This is a genomic window from Gammaproteobacteria bacterium, from assembly GCA_022450155.1.
In the GTDB taxonomy this organism is placed as follows: domain Bacteria; phylum Pseudomonadota; class Gammaproteobacteria; order Arenicellales; family UBA868; genus REDSEA-S09-B13.
Map to the genome: position 1 here is coordinate 73,648 of JAKUQR010000003.1, position 20,426 is coordinate 94,073.

Annotated in this window: 20 protein-coding genes; 9 read left to right on the top strand and 11 right to left on the bottom strand. The window is 52.8% G+C overall.

What is annotated here, in order from left to right; genetic code table 11:
* Window positions 1-14 precede the first annotated feature (14 nt).
* The 4 genes from MK323_01970 (at window position 15) to MK323_01985 (ending at window position 3,660) form a co-directional block, all read left to right on the top strand.
* On the top strand, window positions 15-953 hold the full coding sequence (locus tag MK323_01970; protein ID MCH2480925.1) for an ABC transporter permease: 939 nt from the start codon (window positions 15-17) through the stop codon (window positions 951-953).
* Window positions 923-1,852 carry an ABC transporter permease gene (locus MK323_01975; protein ID MCH2480926.1) on the top strand — a complete coding sequence of 310 codons (930 nt, stop codon included), beginning with the start codon at window positions 923-925 and terminating at the stop codon, window positions 1,850-1,852. Before MK323_01970 ends, MK323_01975 begins: the two co-directional genes overlap by 31 nt.
* Window positions 1,853-1,963: 111 nt before the next feature.
* Window positions 1,964-2,911: a D-2-hydroxyacid dehydrogenase family protein gene (locus tag MK323_01980; GenBank protein ID MCH2480927.1), complete on the top strand. Its 948-nt coding sequence runs from the start codon at window positions 1,964-1,966 to the stop codon at window positions 2,909-2,911.
* A gap of 32 nt (window positions 2,912-2,943) precedes the next feature.
* Entirely contained in the window at window positions 2,944-3,660 is a 717-nt protein-coding gene (locus MK323_01985; GenBank protein ID MCH2480928.1) for a haloacid dehalogenase type II, read from the top strand.
* Between the two features lie 175 nt (window positions 3,661-3,835).
* Here the strand turns inward: MK323_01985 and MK323_01990 are convergent, their stop codons facing one another.
* The 7 genes from MK323_01990 to MK323_02020 all read right to left on the bottom strand — a co-directional run bounded on the left by MK323_01990 (window position 3,836) and on the right by MK323_02020 (window position 8,923).
* Complete coding sequence (locus tag MK323_01990; GenBank protein ID MCH2480929.1) at window positions 3,836-4,267, bottom strand: GFA family protein; 432 nt, start codon at window positions 4,265-4,267, stop codon at window positions 3,836-3,838.
* A gap of 28 nt (window positions 4,268-4,295) precedes the next feature.
* Window positions 4,296-4,733, bottom strand: a complete 438-nt coding sequence (gene arsN2, locus MK323_01995; protein ID MCH2480930.1) for an arsenic resistance N-acetyltransferase ArsN2 — start codon at window positions 4,731-4,733, stop codon at window positions 4,296-4,298.
* A 100-nt stretch (window positions 4,734-4,833) separates the two neighbouring features.
* Entirely contained in the window at window positions 4,834-5,136 is a 303-nt protein-coding gene (locus MK323_02000; GenBank protein ID MCH2480931.1) for a YdhR family protein, read from the bottom strand.
* Between the two features lie 200 nt (window positions 5,137-5,336).
* Window positions 5,337-6,122 carry a 2OG-Fe(II) oxygenase gene (locus MK323_02005; protein ID MCH2480932.1) on the bottom strand — a complete coding sequence of 262 codons (786 nt, stop codon included), beginning with the start codon at window positions 6,120-6,122 and terminating at the stop codon, window positions 5,337-5,339.
* Between the two features lie 371 nt (window positions 6,123-6,493).
* Entirely contained in the window at window positions 6,494-6,892 is a 399-nt protein-coding gene (locus tag MK323_02010) for a hypothetical protein (protein ID MCH2480933.1), read from the bottom strand.
* Window positions 6,893-6,971: 79 nt separating this feature from the next.
* Complete coding sequence (locus MK323_02015) at window positions 6,972-7,592, bottom strand: glutathione S-transferase family protein (protein MCH2480934.1); 621 nt, start codon at window positions 7,590-7,592, stop codon at window positions 6,972-6,974.
* 116 nt (window positions 7,593-7,708) lie between these two features.
* Entirely contained in the window at window positions 7,709-8,923 is a 1,215-nt protein-coding gene (locus MK323_02020; GenBank protein ID MCH2480935.1) for an MFS transporter, read from the bottom strand.
* Window positions 8,924-9,102: 179 nt separating this feature from the next.
* On the opposite strand from MK323_02020, the gene MK323_02025 reads away from it, so the two are divergent.
* Complete coding sequence (locus MK323_02025) at window positions 9,103-10,296, top strand: CoA transferase (protein MCH2480936.1); 1,194 nt, start codon at window positions 9,103-9,105, stop codon at window positions 10,294-10,296.
* 9 nt (window positions 10,297-10,305) lie between these two features.
* On the opposite strand, the gene MK323_02030 is transcribed toward MK323_02025, so the two are convergent.
* The 4 genes from MK323_02030 to MK323_02045 form a co-directional block, all read right to left on the bottom strand.
* On the bottom strand, window positions 10,306-10,521 hold the full coding sequence (locus tag MK323_02030; GenBank protein MCH2480937.1) for a hypothetical protein: 216 nt from the start codon (window positions 10,519-10,521) through the stop codon (window positions 10,306-10,308).
* A gap of 82 nt (window positions 10,522-10,603) precedes the next feature.
* Window positions 10,604-11,470, bottom strand: coding sequence for a DMT family transporter (locus MK323_02035; protein MCH2480938.1), 867 nt, complete (start codon window positions 11,468-11,470; stop codon window positions 10,604-10,606).
* A 32-nt stretch (window positions 11,471-11,502) separates the two neighbouring features.
* On the bottom strand, window positions 11,503-12,462 hold the full coding sequence (locus tag MK323_02040; protein ID MCH2480939.1) for a TauD/TfdA family dioxygenase: 960 nt from the start codon (window positions 12,460-12,462) through the stop codon (window positions 11,503-11,505).
* Between the two features lie 20 nt (window positions 12,463-12,482).
* On the bottom strand, window positions 12,483-15,446 hold the full coding sequence (locus MK323_02045; protein ID MCH2480940.1) for an FAD-binding oxidoreductase: 2,964 nt from the start codon (window positions 15,444-15,446) through the stop codon (window positions 12,483-12,485).
* 104 nt (window positions 15,447-15,550) lie between these two features.
* Between MK323_02045 and MK323_02050 the strand changes: the two genes are divergently transcribed.
* The 4 genes from MK323_02050 to MK323_02065 all read left to right on the top strand — a co-directional run bounded on the left by MK323_02050 (window position 15,551) and on the right by MK323_02065 (window position 20,420).
* On the top strand, window positions 15,551-16,729 hold the full coding sequence (locus tag MK323_02050) for an aminotransferase class V-fold PLP-dependent enzyme (protein ID MCH2480941.1): 1,179 nt from the start codon (window positions 15,551-15,553) through the stop codon (window positions 16,727-16,729).
* Window positions 16,730-16,776: 47 nt separating this feature from the next.
* Window positions 16,777-17,370, top strand: a complete 594-nt coding sequence (locus tag MK323_02055) for a hypothetical protein (GenBank protein MCH2480942.1) — start codon at window positions 16,777-16,779, stop codon at window positions 17,368-17,370.
* 105 nt (window positions 17,371-17,475) lie between these two features.
* Complete coding sequence (locus MK323_02060) at window positions 17,476-19,074, top strand: thiosulfate sulfurtransferase (protein ID MCH2480943.1); 1,599 nt, start codon at window positions 17,476-17,478, stop codon at window positions 19,072-19,074.
* A complete protein-coding gene (locus MK323_02065; GenBank protein ID MCH2480944.1) occupies window positions 19,074-20,420 on the top strand; it encodes an amidase in 1,347 nt (448 codons plus the stop codon). Before MK323_02060 ends, MK323_02065 begins: the two co-directional genes overlap by 1 nt.
* Window positions 20,421-20,426 lie beyond the last annotated feature (6 nt).

Here is a 20,426-nt window from a genome sequence, read left to right on the forward strand (position 1 = left end):
AACGGTTGTTGCTGATGCTTCCGACCTTGCTCGGCGCGGCGATACTGGTTTTCTTTTTGTTACGGGCGATTCCAGGTGACGTCTGCGAGGTGCGTCTTGCTGGCTCTGGACTTTACGTAGACGAAGCTGAGATTGAGCTGTGCCGTGAAAAGCTCGGTCTGACAAAGCCCTTGTTTGTCCAGTTCGTCGACTTTGTCACGGGTTATTTTAGGTGGGACCTTGGTGACTCGATGTGGACCGGCAAGCCCGTCACTGAGGAGATCGCAGTCAGGTTCCCCCTTTCGTTGCAGGTCGCGATCATGGCGACGGTGGTCGCAGTTCTGTTCGCCATTCCCCTCGGCGCAATCTCAGCCATCAAGCAGGACACCTGGATCGACTACGTGGTTCGGTCGTTCAGTATCGCCGGTATTGCGATGCCGTCGTTTTGGCTTGGTATTCTGATAATTCTGGGTCTGTTGATCGGGACCCAGCATTTCTTTGGTACGCCCTGGATGCCACCAATCACTTATGTACCGCTATACGAAGATCCACTGAGAAACCTGTCACAACTGATCTGGCCGGCAGTCGCCACAGGCTACCGCTACTCAGCTGTCGCCACGCGTATGACGCGGTCAGCCCTGCTGGAGGTGCTGCGGGAGGATTACATTCGCACGGCCCGCGCAAAAGGCATGATTGAAAAAATCATCATCAACCGGCATGCGCTGAAAAACGCGATGTTGCCTGTGCTGACGATCATCGGCATCGAGTTCGCCTTCCTGATGGGTGGGCTCGTGGTCACCGAGCAGGTATTCAACCTGAACGGCATCGGTAAGCTTTTTGTCGAATCGGTGCAGGCCCAGGATTTTGCCATGACCCAGCAGCTGGTGATGCTGGTTGTCCTTATTGCCGTGCTCACCAACTTTGTTGTTGACCTCTTTTACGCGTGGCTCGACCCGAGGATCCGCTACGGCTGAAATCGACAGCAATGGCAGCAATCGATCAGACAATCGAAATCGGCGACTTGCGCAAGCCGTGGTACCAGCGATTCTTTGAGACCGCCCGGCACCAGCCGCTCGGTACTGCGGGTGGCCTGGTGGTTGTGATTATGATTCTTGCGGCGGTATTTGCTAACTTCGTGTCTCCTTATGATCCTGAGGTAGCTTCCTGGAAGCACCAACTCTTGCCGCCGGATGCGAAATTCTGGTTCGGTACTGATGCCTTTGGCCGCGACATCCTGACCCGGATCATTTATGGTTCCCGGACAGCGCTGTTTGTCGGCTTCACCGCCGCTTTCGTCGGCGCGACCAGCGGTCTCATCCTGGGCGTTGCCAGTGCCTACTTCGGCGGCCGTTTCGACATCATCATCCAGCGCCTGGTCGACATCGTGATGGCCTTTCCGCTCATCGTTCTGGCACTGGCGGTGGTCGCGACCCTGGGCGCCGGAACCGTCAATGTCATCATCGCGATCACCATTCCGTTTATCCCGCAGTGCGCCCGGGTGGTCCGCTCCAGTGCGCTGGCGATCCGCGAGATACCGTACATCGATGCGGCACGGGCGCTCGGGTATGGTCACTTGCGTATCATCATGCGTCACATGGTGCCCAATGTGATGGCACCGTATCTCATCATGCTGACCACCTTTGTCGGCCACGCGATTCTGCTCGAGGCATCCCTCTCCTATCTCGGTATGGGTGTGCAGGAACCCACACCGGCCTGGGGCCTGATGCTACAGGGGGGTGCCGAAGAGTTTGCCGAGAGTGCCCCGTGGGTGCCGATCTTCCCGGGGCTTGCCATCACGCTGGCTGTATTCGGGTTCAACCTGTTTGGTGATGCTCTGCGAGACGTGCTCGACCCAAGGCTGCGTTCGCGCTAGATCAAATTCCCCCGGAATTACTTGTCTGGACCAACGAGTCGTTAACCAGGTCAAAGAGTACTCCTGGCGCGACTTTAGACAATCGAATTCAATTCCGATGGAGATCACTGAGTGAAGCTGGCCATACTGGATGACTACCAGGGAGTTGCACTGGATTCTGCTGACTGGTCACAGGTAGATCAGTCAGCAGATATTTCGATATTTGACACTCACCTGGGTGATGCCGATGCGGTCGTACGAGCACTCGACGGGTTTGACATCATCGTCGCCATGCGAGAAAGAACTCCATTTCCACAATGTGTTTTGGAACGGTTACCGAAGCTGCGTCTGCTGGTGACCACAGGGATGCGAAATCTGGCGATAGATCTGGCTGCTGCCCGCAAACAGGGTATCGATGTATGTGGTGCGCCGATGCTGGGGTATCCGGCGGCAGAACATGCGTGGGCATTGATTCTTGCACTGGTTAAGCAGATTCCGGCAGAAAACCTGTCGATGCATCGCGGCGGTTGGCAAGCCAGTCTATCCACGGGACTGCAGAACAACACACTCGGAATTCTGGGTCTGGGCAAGTTGGGTGCTCAGGTCGCACGAGTTGGGCTAGCGTTTGGAATGAACGTCCAGGCGTGGAGCGCTAATCTCACCCCGGATCGTTGTACGGAATGTGGTGTCGTTTGCGCCAGTAGAGAAGAATTATTTGCCACATCCGACATTGTCACTGTCCATCTGGTGCTGTCAGACCGAACTCGGGGGCTTATAGGCACGACTGAATTTCAGATGATGAAGCCCACAGCCTACCTCGTGAATACCTCCAGGGGTCCAATTATCCAGGAATCCGCTTTAGTTTCCGCACTTCAGAGTGGTTCAATCGCCGGCGCCGGGCTCGATGTTTACGATACCGAGCCCTTGCCTCAGAACCATCCGTTAAGAGATCTGGACAACGCTGTGTTGACTGGGCATACGGGGTACGTCATGCGGGAGAATTACGTCACCGGTTATCGCGGTGTGGTTGAGGATGTCAGTGCGTGGCTGAATGGTGAGCCGGTCAGATTGTTGAACTGACCCAGGTGGTTGTCGACTTCGATGGAGGGAGAATGGAATACCCCGATCGAGTGAAAGCGGTGACGTTCGATGTGTTTGGGACAGTCGTGGACTGGCGAAGCAGTATTGCCCGCGAACTGAATCTGCTGGCAGATGAAAAAGAGATTTCGATCGATGGTGCCGAGTTTGCCAGTGCTTGGCGAAGTCTCTACCAGCCGTCGATGTCGAAGGTGCGCTCCGGCGAGCTTCCTTATGAACGGCTCGATGTGCTACACCGTAGAAATTTGGATAGGGTTCTGGAACAGTATGGGATTGATCAATTGTCTGAACCGGAGAAAGTGCACTTAAATCAGGCCTGGCACCGTCTTGATCCGTGGCCTGATGTTGTACAGGGTCTTGTACGGCTTAAGGAAAGGTACATCATTGGCACACTGTCGAACGGCAACGTTTCGCTGATCGTCAACATGGCCAAGCATTCCGGGTTGCCCTGGGATGTGGTCCTGGGCGCAGAAATCGCAGGTCAGTACAAACCATGTGCCGAGGTTTATCTCCGATCGGCCGAAATCCTTGATCTAGAGCCCGGTCAGTGCATGCTGGTGGCGGCGCACAATGCTGATTTACTGGCAGCCAGCGAATGCGGATTCAGAACCGCTTTTGTAGCTCGACCGGCCGAATATGGCCTAGACCAGACGACTGACTTGTCAGCGGATCACGAGTTCGATGTGATCGCGACAGATTTTGTGGACCTCGCACGGCAGTTACAGGCATAAACGAAGCACCGACCTACTTTGTTCCCTTGTTTTTGTCTCCTGTCAGGAGCCTATACAGTCGTTCGAAGTTGCCGAAACCAGCTTCTCAGCATCAAGCTCGGACTATCCTTCAATGTACCTTGCTCTCAATTCGAATCTCGTAGTCATTATTGTTTTGCCAGCTCTATCTCGAAACTTAGGGTACTTCGGCATACCGTACTAGGTCATCGCCAAGTTTTACCCATTCCACGTGACTATCGAAAAACACATGTGCTGACGGCGAACGGTCGATCGGGTGTGCAAAATTAGCTAGGGTGACGTGTATTTCGTCGCCCCAACGACTGGAGCGGAAGAACAATGTGGTGCCGCAACGATTGCAATAGCCCCGCGATGCTTGTTCCGAGGACGCATACCAACTGAGGCGCTTCTCTCCCGATATCAATTCGAACTTATCTTTTGGCACCCCTACCCAAGTTACAAAGGCCGCGCCGTGTGCGATCTGGCACATCGAGCAATGACAGTGGGCACACCAGCGGGTCGGGAAATTGACGCGGAACTCAACCTTGCCACAAAGGCAGTGACCGCTCGCAGACTTTGATTCAAGAGTCGAATCTCTCATTGTCGGCATCGAACTTTGAACATTGTACGTATCGCCTTTAGAGTGATTTCTTCATACAGATCGCCAAATCAGGACACAGGTTCGTGAATTCTTCTGTAATTTGAATTGGCGCTGGCGCCTCATGGCGATCGATCTCGGTGAAGCCGAGCCTTTGGAAGAAGTTCATCGCACTCATGGTCAGCAGGTATACCGCATTAACCCCTGATTCCCTCGCCCGAGCCATCAGATGATGACACAGACCAGTCGCAATCCCAGTGCTTCGGAAATCCCGGTGTGTCGCCACTGATCGTAGCAGAGCACATTGTGAATACATCTCTAAGCCGGCCACACCTGTGGCTAATCCTTCTTTGTCCATTATTACAAAATGCTCAAGCTGTGCCTCGACTCCGAGCACCGGCAGTTGATCGTCCCGCAGTAGTGCACAGATATCTGGGTAATCTTTCTTCTTAGTAGGACGAATCGTAAGTTCACTCACGATTTGTTCACACAAAGCCTGTCGACTGTAGGCAGATTTTCAGCCCACTGTAATGTGGGTTTGTGAAATATCCTCGGCGTACAGCCTCATCCGGAAACAACTAGAGTCCCCGAGTAACTCGCGTAGGTGCTTCAATCACTTCAAAATCCTTGGATTCAATATTAGCCAAGGCTGGGTTGGCTCCCACTCCGGCAAATAGTTCTGAATTCAAATACGCTTGATAGGCATCCTTTGATTCCCAGATGTAAACGCCCCCATACGTGTTGTTTTCCTCATTGGCAAGCCAGTGTTTGGAAATAAGCCCCGGCAGTTCGGCAAAAGCGCCAGCAAGTTCGTCACACACGGCTTCATACTCGGTACGATTAATGCCCTCTAGATTGAAGTTAATGACTTGGACATGCATATTCTTTCTTCCTGAGAGTTGATTGTTGTGCCCATGTAAGTCTAACCCAATGTCCGTATAAGAGTGTACGGCGTGGGTTATTTTGACCGGACACTTATCTGCTAAGTGTGGAGACGGGGAAGTACATCCGTGGCAGACGCACTCACACGCTTTCTGACTTGAACTTTTCAGAGTAGATTGAAACTGGTTTAGTCTTTGGCTTACCCAAGTCGCCCGTAAAATGTCAATCTGGCTGACTCTGAAAGCGAGATGCCCGGTTCGGTGTTGTATGCCAGCACCACCAGCATGCGGGTTTGGCTTCCTTTTACCGGCGTAACACGGTGCATTGAATTACGCCCCCGAAACAATACCAGTGATCCCGCATCCATAGACAACTTTTCAGGAGGCATCTCTCCGTTAAGAATCTTTTGAGACAGCGGATAGTTCATATCACCCGCGTCGGTATCGCGCACATCCTTCAAATATTCAAAATCCCCTCCATCTTCAGGGGGTTGAATCATTAAAGTAATTGCAAAGGACGAGTTATCGAAATGCCAACCCAGTTCTTGCCCGTTACTGGCGTAGTGCAGGTTGATGGAAGACAGCGGATCAGCATATTCATGCAATTCTTCGATATCGAGTACGGTGCACAGGAAATCTCGAAATTCCACAGCATCATAAAGCGTTCGCAATGCCGAACCTTCTGGAATCTGATCAGTAGTAATGCACCCCTTCGACGAAATCACTTCACGATTACGAGGATGGTCGAATGAAAACTCTGGATCAGAGGGGGACAGATAGATGTTGTGGTTTTTCTCGGTAAAGTAAGCCAGGTGCTGATTGTTCATACCTTCACCCTTGATTGAGTCAACGGCCGAAGATGTCAGAAAATCATCAAGCACCAATACACCATCTTCATCCAGTTTCTCCTTGCACTGGGTTCTAAACTCATTACCCGACAGTGGGTATTGCACCAGATTAATGACACCGGATAGCAATTCAGTCATCTTTGTCCTCCGTGACCAAATTCTATGACTTTGCTGTTAAATCCGGCAACTTTTGTTTACACCCTCAACCCAATCGTGCCACCAGAGTTTCTGGCTTGATATGGGCGAACCTCTTCAGCATCTTCAAATCGCCTATCCCGAGGCTGATCAATATTCTTCTACCTGATTCTTGATACAGGGTTCAGTTTCAGCGGAATATTCCATTCGATAATGGCTGTTTTGATGGCTGAGGATAAGATTGACAATTGGTGTTGTACCGTCTGAGGCTTTACAGTTTTCAGCCTCTTCGTTGTGATCGCGACTGATTTTGTAGGCCTCGCTCGGCAATTACAGGCGTAGGAAGACATCGCGTTACGAATTCCAAGCAGCCATCATCCATCGAGTGTCTGTTCTTTGGCGGCCTGAGCACTTGTTTTCTCGTCGGCCGGCCAGCGGGCAATAAATTCTTCGATTGCACCGGAAGCCGGTTGGGCGAGATCTCCCAGTTCCCGGGCTTGCAGAAAGATAATCGCCAAAGTTGTGCCACTGAGCGCAGCCTGGTCGTTGCGCTTTCTTGCATCGCGGTGGGCTTCTTTCAGCCAGCGGGGTATTTTTTCCCGCTTGGTCTGGGCACCTGATCTATTCAGAGCCTGGCGGATCGAATCGCCGGCGACTTCCGATATCTTATACAGGTGCTTGTCGGCGTACGTCAACTCGTCCGCTCGAATGATTGACTGACTGTCCTTGATCAGTTGTCGGGCTTTCGAGTTTTGACCGAAAAGTTCAAACATAAGATGGGCTCAACAAGTGTTATACCGCAGTGTCGTGAACCGAGGTTTTGATCGTAAGTCTAGACCGTGCCGATCATTGTCAGGTCAGCCCGATCATGACGTTGTCCTTGAAGGCGGGTCGATCGGCCAGCTGCTGATACCAGCGATAAAGCGAAGGCAGTTCAGTGCGCTCGATATCAAGAGTAAACCAACGATAGACCATGATACCCAGCGGAATGTCGGCCATCGACAAGCTCTCACCTCCAACGAAAGCAGAGTCCGACAGGTGATGGTCCAGTATGGTCATCACTTGCTCCAGCCGATCTCGGCCATCTCTGATGGCATCCAGATCCCGGTCTTTCGGTGCGGTTCTGATCAGACCCCAGAAGACCGGAAATACGGCAGGAGAGACTACAGTCTGCTGCCAGTCCATCCATTGTTCTGCCCGTGCAAGATCGGTCAACGAGTCCGGCAACAGCGAGTTTGGCGTAAATTTACGGACCAGGTAGCGGACGATAACATTGGATTCCCACAGTATCGTATCCCCATCGATCAGTGTGGGTACCAGCCCGTTTGGATTCATAGACAGATAGGCCGTTTCCCGGTTACCACCAAATGGACCGCCGATGTCGTCTCGCGTGTATTCCAAGCCGAGTTCGCCCAGGGCCCATAGGGTTTTCTGGACATTGGATGAATTGTTGCGTCCCAGGATCTTCAGCATGGTGGAGTTTCCTTTATCAGAGTTCGACCGGATCCTTAGATAGCTCAAGTCTACGGACCATTACAGCAGATCGGATAGTAATTATAGCGGTGACGGCATCAATAGCCGCTCAACACTCATCGACGCTGGTTCGATGGCAGCCAGTAGACGATCAGGTTTGCCAGTAGAATTGTTCCAGCCAAACAATAGAAAACCATGTGCAGGCCGTAGTGATCTGCAATTAGGCCACCCACAGGCATCATGATCATCGTCAGCAGAGCCTGCGTACCAAACAGGATACTGGTCGCGCTGCCTGCAATTTCACGTGGCACGAGATCCATCATCCAGCTGTGTATTACGGGCCGAACCGCAAACAGCGCAAATCCCAGCAGAGAAACAGCCACCACAAGCACGATTTCATTCTGGGCGAGCGTAATCCCAGCGATGACGACCGTAGTCGTGGTGAGGCCGGCAAGTACGACCGGCCGCCGACCGATCCGATCCGACCATGTTCCGGCAACTGGTGCTGCTACGAGACCGCCCAACTGTAATGCGCTCATGGTGATTCCCATCCAGAGCGGACCTGATCCCAGTTCGTTGACGAGATAAAGCGGCAGGAAGACATACAGGCCATTCTGGGCGATGTTTCGCATACCCGACATGAGGCAGAGTCCAAGAACTGTTCGGTCGCGGGCGATCCCACCGATCTGTGTCAGGTAATGGCGCAAACCAGCCCGATCATGCTGAGTTGTCCGGCCAGATTTGTCGGTTTTAAGTAGACACAAGGCGAACACCAGGGTGATCAGAAATACCGGTGCCGCACCAATTACCGCTGTGCCCTGCCAGGTCAGGACGAGCAACAGTACGCCGGCGGCAAGGGGTGCGAGTGTGTCTCCAAGGTTTGCACACAAGGCATGGACCGACAATGCATAGCCGCGATTGTCGGGATAATGGTCCGACAGAAATGCGATTGCCGGGGGATGCCATAAATTGTTTGATGCACCCAGCAAAATGACCAGCACTGTCAGGACCAGAAACTCGCGGACCAGGCCAAAGGCCAACAGTGCGACACCACCCAAAATCAGGGATACGACCTGGAACACGATCCGTCGGCCGGTGATGTCCACCATCAGCCCACTGCCAAAATTTGCGACCAGTGAACTTAAATGAAAAATCGAAACCAGGAGACCGGCGTCGGTATACGACAGGCCAATATCCTTGGCAATAAACGGCAGCAGAAGATAGAAAAAGGCAGCGATCCAATGGGTAGTACCGTGTCCCAGTCCAACCAGGAACGCCGGACCCTGTTTTGTCCAGGGAACACCCGTGAGCCGTCCTACAGATTCCAGCACTAGTTTGTTTCTCCTAAATCGATCAAGATACCTTAACCTCTGATCTACCAGCTTGTACAGGATTGTGCTGCGACCAAAATGAGTTCAAAGTGACACGGCTTTTAGGGCACAATATTTGATCGGCTGATCAACTGTAGCCCGGGCACTCTGTGAAAAACAGATCGGCCTGGGGGGGTAATATGACTAACAGACACCAACAGCTGCCACTTTCTCGGTTTACTGTGCTGGATTTGACTCGGGTCAGGTCCGGACCCACCGCAGTACGGCAGCTTGCCGACTGGGGTGCAAACGTCATTAAGATCGAATCTCCGGCTCATATGAATGCTGAAGGGGGTATGGGTGGCGCGCGCCATGGACCGGATTTTCAGAATATTCATCGAAACAAGCGTAGTCTGACATTAAATCTGAAGCATGCCGAGGGCACGAATGTGCTGATGCGCATGGTTGATCAAGCCGATGTCGTGGTCGAGAATTTCCGGCCCGATGTTAAGCATCGACTGGGAATCGATTATGAATCGTTGGCCAAGCGCAATCCACGCATTATTCTGGCCAGTGTATCTGGGTTTGGACAATCCGGCCCTTATTCAAACAGACCTGGTTTTGATCAGGTGGCCCAGGGCATGGGTGGGCTGATGTCAATCACTGGGCTTCCCGGTCAGGGGCCCGTACGCGTGGGTGTGCCCATTGCTGATCTGACAGCGGGAATGTACGCCGCTATTGGTATACTTATCGCGCTCCTTCAGCGCGAGGAAACTGGCAAGGGTCAGTGGGTCCACACTTCCCTGTTGGAGGCGCAAATCGCGATGCTGGATTTTCAGGCTGCACGTTGGCTGATCGGCGGCGAGGTGCCGCCTCAGGCGGGCAATAATCACCCCACCAGTACGCCCACGGGTGTTTTTGCAACAGCCGATGGTTATATCAATATTGCCAGTGCTGGTGAAACTATGTGGGAGCGTTTGTGTGGTGTATTGCAAGCTGATGACCTGTTTGATAATCCGAATTACGTAACCGAGCAGTCCAGGCATAAGCACAGAGATGCACTGAATGAGGATCTTGCCGTCTATCTGCAGTATCGAACCAGCCAGGAATGGATTGACGCCTTGAACGATGCGGGCGTACCCAGTGGTCCAATCTACGACATCGATGAAATGTTTGCAGACCCGCAGGTCGAACATGTTGGAGTGGCCAAGCCAGTCCAGCATCCACAACTGGGGGAGATCCGGGTTTTGAAGAATGCGATCAATCTCAGCAGCACACCGGATGTCGATTACCGACCAACCCCTGAACGCGGGGAACATACCGACACAGTATTAGCGGAATTCGGTTACAGCGCAGAGGAGATAGAACGGTTCAGGACTGCAGGTGTTGTTTGATTTTGGAGACTAGCCAACACGCTTTCTGATCAGGTAACGTTGGCTCCCTTCAAAGATCAGAACATCGCTCTGGTTATGGATCGTAGCGCGCAGCGTGATGATGCCGGTTGTATTTTGTTCTTTGAGTTCAACGATCTCTAGCATGGGGTAGAGGGTGTTGCCTCGATAGACCGGATGCAGAAACCTGCCGCTCGCCTCGGTCATCCCTAACAGGGAATCAGCCACCTGGCTGGGAAACGTACCGGCACCTCGGGTTCAATTTCCGGTTTTTGATTTGTGGAATAGTTGTTTATGGGGCTCCTGCTGGTCAGTTGGAACGGGCAATGATGACAATGGCCGGTACGATCAGCACGATGGCGATCACAATTCTCGAGGTGAAGCGCTCTTTGCGAAAAATAAAATAGCCAAGTAGAAAGCTGATGACAGGTGATACAGACACAACCGGTACCACAGTGATGACTTGACCTATCTGGAGTGCCGTGTTCAGAGACCACAGCGAAATACCATTGATTATTCCTCCAATCAGGAACCAGGCCATGCCGGGTGACCACCGGACAGAGGGGATGATGCGTGCATGTTGGACTGATGCGACGATCAGGCCCACCAGAAGCGAGACACTGTAGCCGACAAGCCCGGCGAACAGCGGTTCCGGTACAACATCTAAACCCAGTTTGGTCACTGCATGTGCAAGCGCGCGCAGGATGGCCGCCCCCAGTGGCAGCGACAGAGCCCACAGTGGCCACATCGACGTCGTGTTTCCACGATAGGTCAGGATTACAACGCCGGTTACGATGGCGAAGGTTCCACCCATCAGGGATGCCGTCATTGATTCTTCGAGCAGGGCAATCGCAAACAATGCACTAAACAGTGGCGCTATAGAGGCGAGGGTGGTTGACAGAGTCGGGCCCAGAAACCGAATCCCGGCCATCGCAAAATTTGCAGAGAGAAAAGGACGAAACAGTCCGATCGTGGCGAACAGCGCAGCCCCGGTTGTGAACCAGTACCACGTCTCAAGGAACCACGGCGACAGCATCCAATAGAGGGCGGCCGATGAACAAATAGAGATTAATGTGCCTCGTCGGCTGTCAATGTGTCTGAGACCCAGATTATGGAGTTGTACCGCAACGGCGAACAGAAAGGCCGAACACAGAGCGAGGGCGACTGGGGATGTCACATTTTTTTGTAGGTGATTGACAGTTGTGGCGGTTAGCCGTCGTAACTTCGTTTGCCTGTGTCTCGATGCCAGGTTCTGTAAAAGTGTCGTTTTTGATCAGAATCAGTGTGATCCATAAAGTCGCTGCGGTAGTGTGCAATGTCAATGTTGTTCAGATAATGGAGGTCACCGGGATTCATTTGCGTCTCCACCCATACCGCTGGGTCGGCAAGAAGATCTTCCACAACAGCCAGCGCTTTTTCTAATGTCGAACTGATTTGTTCACCTGCAACGGCGTAGCCTTTTCTGATCAGTGAAATATTTGCACGACACAGAAGCCTTTTGCCATCCCACTGAAAGAATGGAGCCAGAGTGGTCTTTGCGGCCTGCGGATGATGTTCAGCCTGCCGATCATAAATTATCGGGCGGTAGAGTACGCCCAATACTTCCGGGTAGTCGCTGAGCAGGCGGTTGTGGAGGGCATACAGGCTACAGAACCGACTGACACCACCGTGGAGTGCTGTTTGCCAGCACAACTGACCGACATAGTGGGGCACTGCTGTACCGAAAGCATTGTCGATATGGAAATTCAGTTCGGCCCGGGTGTGTGATCCGCGTACGCCATAATCGAATTCCGCGCCGGTGTCTGTCACGTCATAAATCATCGTGCCGTCGAACTTCTGAGCAACGGGCCGGCCAATGAACTGGCCGAGTATCCAAAAAACACCGATCATGTCGGTTACTTCATAATCCTTGACGGCAAGTCCTTTGAGCACAGTAAATCCACAACCTTGATCGAGAATAAATCTTGCCTGTTGAATGATGTTTTGGAGGATCGGTAGGTGGTGATCCTTCGGGGCTTGGAGCAGTATGGGCAAAGGATTCCGCTGTAGTGCTTCAACGAGATCGTTGAGTTCTTTATTCACGTCATCGGACACAGTCAGGCACCAATCCTCGGCTTGTATGTCTTCCCCGATCCAGGTGCGGTGATCTGAAATGATGGTATCCAGCATAGGTTGGTCAGTGCCCTGGTCTAGCTGTGGCCGGTTTCGCCGGTCCGGGTCGCTGCACTGTGAGCCATTGACTGGTACAGAAGTTGAACGAAGTGAACCGCATCACGGCCAGTACCGTCGTGAATTTGTTGCCGGCAGCTGGTACCACCGCCGACAACTACAGTGTTGGGGTCCAGTACCCGTACTGCAGGCAGCAGCGAAAGTTCTCCCATGGCCATGGACACGTCATAGTTTTTTGCCCATTGCCCAAAGTCACCTGCCATGCCACAGCAACTGCTGGCAATGGGGTTGACCGTCAGTTCAGGTATCCAGTTCAGGACGGTTTCAACGTCATGGTCGGTGGCAAATGCTTTCTGGTGGCAATGGCAGTGTAATGCTGCCTGTTTGTATTGTGTGGGCTCAAGACGTATAGAAAGAACGTCCGATTGTTTAACCAGATACTCTTCGAGCAGAAAGGTCATGTCTGCGAGTCCCTTCGTTTCCGATGCCGGTAAAAGTACGTCGTATTCGTCTCTCAGGGTCAGAATGCAGGCCGGTTCCAGCCCGACCAGCGGTATCTTTTGTTCAATGAAGGGTTTCAGCGCCAGCAGGAGCCGTCGGGCTTCGTGTCTGGCTTCATCTATCAGGCCGGCTGCCAGAAACGTTCGTCCACAGCACAACGGTCTTTTGTCATCGGCCCCCGCGACGTGAACGCGACAGCCGGCGGCAGCCAGAACATCGATCAACGCTTCACCATTTTCAGGTTCGAACCAGCGGCTGAAGGTATCCAGCAGGACAACGACTGCCTGACCATCGGCGGGCCCAGCTTGAGTAATGCTGTTAAGGCGTTTCGACTTGCGCCAGCGGGGCAGGCGGCGATGGCGCGTGAAGCCTGTCAGCGACTCGATACATAGGGCAGCACCGGGCAACTTCTGAACAGCGTTGAACAAAGGTCCAATGCCCCCAATCATCGGCGCGTATCGTGGTAGGTAGGCGACGAGACGTTGGCCCATGTTGAGTCCGTGGGCGGCAGTTTGGCTCGCCTGTAATTCAAGTTTCATGCGCGCCATGTCGACACCTGTAGGACATTCTCGCTTGCAGGCCTTGCAGCCGACGCACAGCGACATCGATTCAGCCATTTCACTCGAGGTAAAAGCATTAGGCCCCAGCTGCCCTGTCAGCGCCAGGCGAAGCGTATTCGCGCGGCCTCGCGTCGAATGGGTTTCGTCGCCTGTTGCGCGAAATGAAGGACACATCACCGCGGCGTCCTGTTTACGGCAGGCGCCATTGTTGTTGCACATTTCAACTGCACCGGAAAACCCTCCCCAGGTTGACCAGTCCAATTGTGTTGATCTTTTGCCGTCTAGATATTCCGGTCCGTAGCGAAACAAAGAACGATCATCCATGCGCGGTGGATCAACGATTTTGCCTGGATTAAAAAGACCATCTGGGTCAATTATTTGTTTTACTTGTTCGAAAATATTCAGCATTCGATCGCCAAACATGATTGGGTGGAATTCTGAACGAACGATGCCATCGCCGTGTTCACCGGAGTGCGAACCTTCATATTCCCTCACGATGGAAAAGGCCTGCTCAGCAATAGAACGCATCTTCCGAACATCTTCAGGACTTTTCATATTCAGTACGGGACGCACATGAAGACAGCCTTCTGAAGCGTGCGCATACCAGGTGCCACGTGTTCCATGATCTTCAAAAATTCGGGTCAGCCGATCGGTGAACTCTGCCAGGTGTTCAAGCGGCACCGCACAATCCTCAATAAACGACACCGGTTTGCGGTCACCTTTCATCGACATCATGATGTTGAGGCCCGATTTTCGAACCTCCCAAACCGACTGCTGGTCTGCCGGGTTGACGATGTCCACGACAGACCCTGGATGGCCCAGGTCAGCCATAAGCGTCGATAGGTCGCCCAGCTGTTGCTGCAGTTTGGTGGGTTCCTCTCCTGCGAACTCAACCAGCAGCAGCGCGTCAGGATCGCCATTTACAAAGCGGGTCAGCGTTTTACTGAACATGGGGATATCCAGCGCCAGTTCTATCAGGGTCCTGTCGATCAGTTCGACCGCGTCTGGACCCAGACCCACGATGTGTTGCGTTGATTCCATCGCCTGGTAAAACGAAGGGAAATGACAGATTCCTAGAACTTTGTAGGCAGGTATGGGTTGTAAGCGCAGTGTCAGTTGGCGTGTAAATGCAAGTGTGCCTTCTGAACCAACCAGCAATTGGGCCATATTTTGCTCACGCTGTTGTAACGCTGGTGGCAGCATGGCATCAATGTTGTAACCACCGACCCGGCGATGCACTTTGGGAAACCGTGTTGTGATCTCAGTGGACTCACGATCGGCAAGCTCGATCAGTGATTGCGTCAGTCGACGATAAATCTCGGGTTCATGTAGATCAGTATTCGCGGGTCCAATTGGGCCAAACTGTGCCTGTTCGCCACTGGCGAGTACTGCATCGATGGTCAGTACGTTATCCCGCATCAGCCCATAGCGTATTGATCGGGCGCCACAGCTGTTGTTTCCCGCCATGCCTCCCAGTGTGGCCTGACTGGCTGTTGATACGTCGACCGGGAAAAACAAGCCATGGGGTTTCAACTGCGCATTGAGTTGATCTAGAACTATGCCTGGTTCGACGGTAACAGTCCGTTCGGCTGTGTCCAGTTCGACAATTTGGTTTAAGTGTTTTGATACGTCAATCACTAATGCCAACCCTACGGTTTGGCCGCTTTGTGATGTGCCGGCACCACGAGGAAGCACCGGTATACCTTCCTCCGAAGCGATGTCGATGATGGTCGTTAGATCGTCCTGTGCCTGTGGGATGACAACGCCAATCGGTTCGATCTGGTAGATTGATGCATCTGTGCTGTACCGTCCGCGGCTGAAGTGATCGAACAATACCTCACCCTTGATAGACCTCGACAGTTTCTGCGCGAGCCTGCTATCGCCGATTCGCGCCTTAAGTGGAGAATTGTCGTAGTGACTCATACTGTGCACAATAGTCGTTCGTTGGATGGTCGATTAACATGGTGTCGGTACGGATGTCCGATCGACACGGCATCTGCTGGCAGTGTAGTGTAGAACGAGAGATTATGACTGGAAACCGAAGCGGACGACATTTTCTACAGATTCCTGGACCGACCAATGTCCCGGAACGCGTACTGCGGGTTATTCAGCAGCCCACGATCGATCACCGTGGCCCACGTTTCCAGCAGCTGGTGCGTGATATTCTTGATCGCCTGCAGCTGATATTCAGAACAGACAGTCCGATTATTATTTTTCCATCGTCGGGTACCGGTGCCTGGGAAGCCGCGCTGGTGAATACACTGTCGGCCGGGGATAAAGTACTGATGTATGAGACCGGACATTTCGCTTCGTTGTGGTACACGCTGGCTGAGCGATTGGGACTCGATCCTCAACTGATCGCAGGGAATTGGCGTACCGGTATAGACGCAGACGCCATCCAACGCATACTTGAGGAGGACAGCGGGCACAACATCAAAGCTGTCTGTGTTGTGCACAATGAAACATCGACTGGTGTCACCTCCGATATTCAGGCGGTGCGGCACGCGATAGATTCGGCCGGGCACGCGGCGCTGCTGATGGTGGATACCATCTCCTCCCTGGCTTCGATCGATTACCGACACGATGAGTGGGGCGTCGATGTCACCGTTGCCGGTTCCCAGAAAGGTCTAATGTTGCCGCCAGGGCTTGGTTTTAATGCCGTTAGCGAGAAGGCATTGTCTGTGACAGAAAAGGCAACTCTGCCACGATCATACTGGAGTTGGATGGAGGTCTTGGCGGCTAATCAGACTGGTTTTTTCCCGTATACCCCAGCGACCAACCTGCTCATGGGGCTACAGGAAGCAGTCGATATGTTGTTGGGAGAAGGGCTCGAGAACGTATTTTCTCGGCATATGAGATTCGGTGAGGCCACACGGCGTGCCGTACAGGCTTGGGGGCTGGAGCTGCTGTGTCTGAACCCGCTGGAATACAGCAATTCTTTGACTGCAGTAATGATGCCTGAAACAATCAATGCGGATGATTTCCGGCGGGTAGTGCTGGAACGATTTGATATGTCGCTGGGCAACGGGCTGGGACAGCTTGCCGGTAACGTATTTCGAATTGGCCATCTCGGTGATTTTAATGATCTGATGCTGATGGCTACTTTGGCTGGCATCGAGATCACTTTGGATGTAGCTGCCGTGCCTCACAAAAAGGGCGGTGTGCAGGCAGCAGTAGACTATATTGCAGCTCAGGTTCAGGGATAAATGTTAGCTGTTTGACGGTTGCTTAATTGAGAACGGGGGATGAAAGCATGACCATCATCGAACAACGAGACCAGGCTGTAACCGAGACAGTGGGTCGGGTGCGTTTAATAGAACAGCAGCACGGGGTTAATTACGATGCGCTGGGCAAGATTCGGGATGAGCTTATCGATCTTACTCGGAATAAAGAAATGTTTCCCCGAAGTAGTTTTCCTATAACTGAGGATGGTGGATCTGCGGTCTACCGAATTTCTGAAGATTCAGATCATCGTTATGCACTCTATGCATCTGTCGGTGCCGTGGGCAAATCAGTGCCGCCCCACAACCACACGACCTGGGCCGTCATCGTGGGCGTCTATGGAGATGAACTGAACCGGTTCTATCAGCGAACTGATGATGCATCTACAGAGGGTTATGCGGAACTGGAAGAAACAGGGAGTTCTGTGGTTCACCACGGCAATGGCGTTGTTTTTCTACCGGACGATATTCATGCAATCTCTACTGATGATTCAGAACCCACAGTGCATCTGCATATGTATGGACTCGCCTTGGATTACCTTCATGAAAGACTAGTATTTGATCAAGCAGGGAAAACGGTAAAAACCATGTCTATCCGAACCGATATCCAGACGCCGGTCGCTTGACTGATTTGATCGTCGATATTCGTGTGTTCAACTCAACGCACGACTGGATCTGATTGGTCTGGGCCGGATCAATGACACGACTATTGCATTATAGGAGTTGTTGAGATGAGTTTTGTATCACCGAGTCAACTGAAAGAGCAGATTATCGAAGGTAAAGAGCTCGCCGTAGTGGATGTCAGAAGTGGGGGCGCTTTTGCCGGCGCCCACCTGCTTTACGCGATCTCGATTCCTTTGGCAAACCTTGAACTGGAGTTCCGGCATCTGATTCCTCGATTAGAAACACCAATTGTGCTTTGTGACGATGCCAGTGGGCTGGTAGATATTGCCGTGGTACGTCTTACCGAATTCGGCTATACACAGGTGAATATTCTGGATGGTGGGATAGAGGCATGGGAGAAAGGCGGTTACGAGATCTTCTCAGGTGTAAACGTACCCAGTAAGGCTTTTGGAGAATTTGTTGAACATAAATACGGCACGCCTCGCCTACCAGCCGAGGAGATAAAAGCCAAACTCGATGCCGGTGAAAATATTGTCATTCTGGATAGTCGGCCAATGAAAGAATTCACCAGCATGAGTATTCCGGGTGGGATTTGTTGTCCTGGTGCAGAGCTTGCTTACCGGATCAGCGATGCAGTCGATGATCCACAGACGCTTGTTGTGGTCAATTGTGCGGGTAGAACGCGCAGTATTATTGGGGCACAGTCACTGATTAATGCCGGTATACCGAATCCAGTTGTGGCACTGGAAAACGGTACCATGGGATGGCATCTGGCAGGTTATGGGTTAGACCATGGTCAGGTTCGACGCGCGCCAAACGTAACAAAAAATGGGCTCGAGCGTTCACGGAAGATGGCCGATACGGTGGCCAAGCGGTTTGGCGTTGAAAAGGTATCGAGTGCTGACCTGGAAAGATTTCGTACGCAAACAAGTGAGATTACCCTGTTTGTTCTGGATGTGCGTTCGCCAGAAGAATATATAGCTGGCCATCTTCCGGGTTCTCGATCAGCCCCCGGGGGGCAGCTGGTTCAGGCTACAGATGAGTATGTTGGTGTTCGACATGCCCGTCTGATACTGGTAGACGATACTGGTGTTCGTGCGACCATGACCGCATCCTGGCTGATTCAGATGGGGTGGGACAACGTCTATGTGCTGGACGGTGGGCTGACGCAATCTGGTCTTGAAGTAGGACCAGAACAAAGAGAAGTTTTGGGTCTAGGGAACCTGGATGTTCAGCTTGTTGAGGCTTCTGTGCTCAACGAATTAATCACGCAAGAAAACGCTGTCGTGATTGATTTGGCAGACAGCCTCGAATTCAGAGCAGGACATATACCCGGTGCTGTGCGGGCTTCACGCTCTGGGCTGGAAAATGTGTTAGGAAAACTGGCTGGCGATGACGTGACGGCTATACTGACATCAGCTGACGGTGTCCTGGCCAAGTTTGCTGCCGCTGAGGAGTCTCACAGAGACGACCTCACAGTGTATGTTTTGGACGGCGGTATTGATGCGTGGACAGCTGCGGGTTATGCCCTGGAATCGGGAGACGATCCGGCTGCGGGTGAACTGTCGGAGGACGTCTGGTATAGACCTTATGAGCAGACCGATGCCATCGAAGAAGCGATGCATGCCTACCTGACCTGGGAAGTGGCTCTGGTTGAACAGATTGAGCGTGACGGTACAACACGTTTTCGTCGTTTTGACCCCTGATGGATCTTCACAAACTCGGTACAGTTGAAATTCTCAGTGGGCTGCGGATCCGCAGCTTTTCGGTTGTTGAACTCGTACAGACTCTGTTGGAGCGCATCAGTGCACTCGATTATCTGCAGGCGTGGGTCTGTGTTGATCCTGAAGGCGTGGTAGAGCAGGCTCGTCAGAAACAGGCCGAACTTGATGCAGGATCCAGTGCGCCGCTGATCGGTGTCCCGACCGGGGTTAAGGATATTTTCTACACCGCCGGTGTACCGACCACCGCTTGTTCCAAGGTTTATGCGGATTTTGTTCCCAAGCACGATGCGACGACAGTGGCGCGTCTTCAGCAAGCAGGCGGGATTATGCTCGGCAAGACAGTCACCACCGAGTTTGCCTATCGGGATCCGTCCCCAACCCGCAATCCCTGGAACACCGACCATACGCCTGGCGGTTCGAGCAGTGGCTCGGCCGCCGCAGTTGCGGCGATGATGTGCCCGACCGCATTTGGCAGTCAGACCCGCGGTTCCGTGCTTAGGCCCGCTTCCTATAACGGTATCGTGGGCCTGAAACCGACTTTCGGGCGGGTGAGTCGATTCGGCGTCGTTCCCTTGAGTTGGTCTTTTGATCACGTCGGCTGGATGGCCAGGTCAGTTGAAGATGTGGCCCTGATGCTTCAGGTCATGGCCGGTCCGGACAAAAACGATCCAACCACTGTGCAGGACGAAGTACCGGATTACTGCGTGGGGTTGAAGAATCCGGATCCACCCCACGTGGGGGTACTGGAAGACTACTTTCTCGAAAATGCGGATGACGATGTACGTGCTCACACCCAGGAAGTCGTCGAACGTCTGGCGCGCGATGGCGCCAGAATCGAACATCTCGCACTGCCAGAAAGTTTTGAACGCGCGATGGCGGATCAACTGACCATCCTGACAGTGGAAGCTGCCAACTTTCATGAACCGCTGCTCAAAGAAAAGGCTGATCTTTATGGGCCCAACATCCGGGAACTGGTAGAAACGGGTCTGGGTATCGATGCAGTGACCTATTCCCGGGCGTTGGAAAGCCGCCTTCAGTTAATTGCCGATGCCGAGGCATTGGCGAAGAAGGCACAGGTGCTGTTGACGCCGACCACACCAACGCCGGCACCAGGTGACCTTAGCGTGACTGGCAGTGCGATGTTTCAGGGCCCATGGACTTCTACTGGACTGCCTACCGTGACCGTTCCTTCGGGGCTTTCTCAATCCGGCCTACCGCTGGGAATACAGCTTATAGCGGCCAGACTGGAAGAGCCCAGATTGCTGAGTGCTGCCAGATGGTGTGAGCAGGTGCTTGGCAGGATGCCAGCGCCACCTCTGCAGATTTAGATTCGC

Coding starts and splice junctions, on each gene's coding strand:
- MK323_01970 (MCH2480925.1), top strand. CDS start 15: ATGCTTCCGACCTTGCTCGGCGCGGCGATACTGGTTTTCTTTTTGTTA.
- MK323_01985 (MCH2480928.1), top strand. CDS start 2,944: ATGGAATACCCCGATCGAGTGAAAGCGGTGACGTTCGATGTGTTTGGG.
- MK323_01990 (MCH2480929.1), bottom strand. CDS start 4,267: ATGCCGACAATGAGAGATTCGACTCTTGAATCAAAGTCTGCGAGCGGT.
- MK323_02000 (MCH2480931.1), bottom strand. CDS start 5,136: ATGCATGTCCAAGTCATTAACTTCAATCTAGAGGGCATTAATCGTACC.
- MK323_02005 (MCH2480932.1), bottom strand. CDS start 6,122: ATGACTGAATTGCTATCCGGTGTCATTAATCTGGTGCAATACCCACTG.
- MK323_02010 (MCH2480933.1), bottom strand. CDS start 6,892: ATGTTTGAACTTTTCGGTCAAAACTCGAAAGCCCGACAACTGATCAAG.
- MK323_02015 (MCH2480934.1), bottom strand. CDS start 7,592: ATGCTGAAGATCCTGGGACGCAACAATTCATCCAATGTCCAGAAAACC.
- MK323_02025 (MCH2480936.1), top strand. CDS start 9,103: ATGACTAACAGACACCAACAGCTGCCACTTTCTCGGTTTACTGTGCTG.
- MK323_02040 (MCH2480939.1), bottom strand. CDS start 12,462: ATGCTGGATACCATCATTTCAGATCACCGCACCTGGATCGGGGAAGAC.
- MK323_02045 (MCH2480940.1), bottom strand. CDS start 15,446: ATGAGTCACTACGACAATTCTCCACTTAAGGCGCGAATCGGCGATAGC.
- MK323_02050 (MCH2480941.1), top strand. CDS start 15,551: ATGACTGGAAACCGAAGCGGACGACATTTTCTACAGATTCCTGGACCG.
- MK323_02055 (MCH2480942.1), top strand. CDS start 16,777: ATGACCATCATCGAACAACGAGACCAGGCTGTAACCGAGACAGTGGGT.
- MK323_02060 (MCH2480943.1), top strand. CDS start 17,476: ATGAGTTTTGTATCACCGAGTCAACTGAAAGAGCAGATTATCGAAGGT.
- MK323_02065 (MCH2480944.1), top strand. CDS start 19,074: ATGGATCTTCACAAACTCGGTACAGTTGAAATTCTCAGTGGGCTGCGG.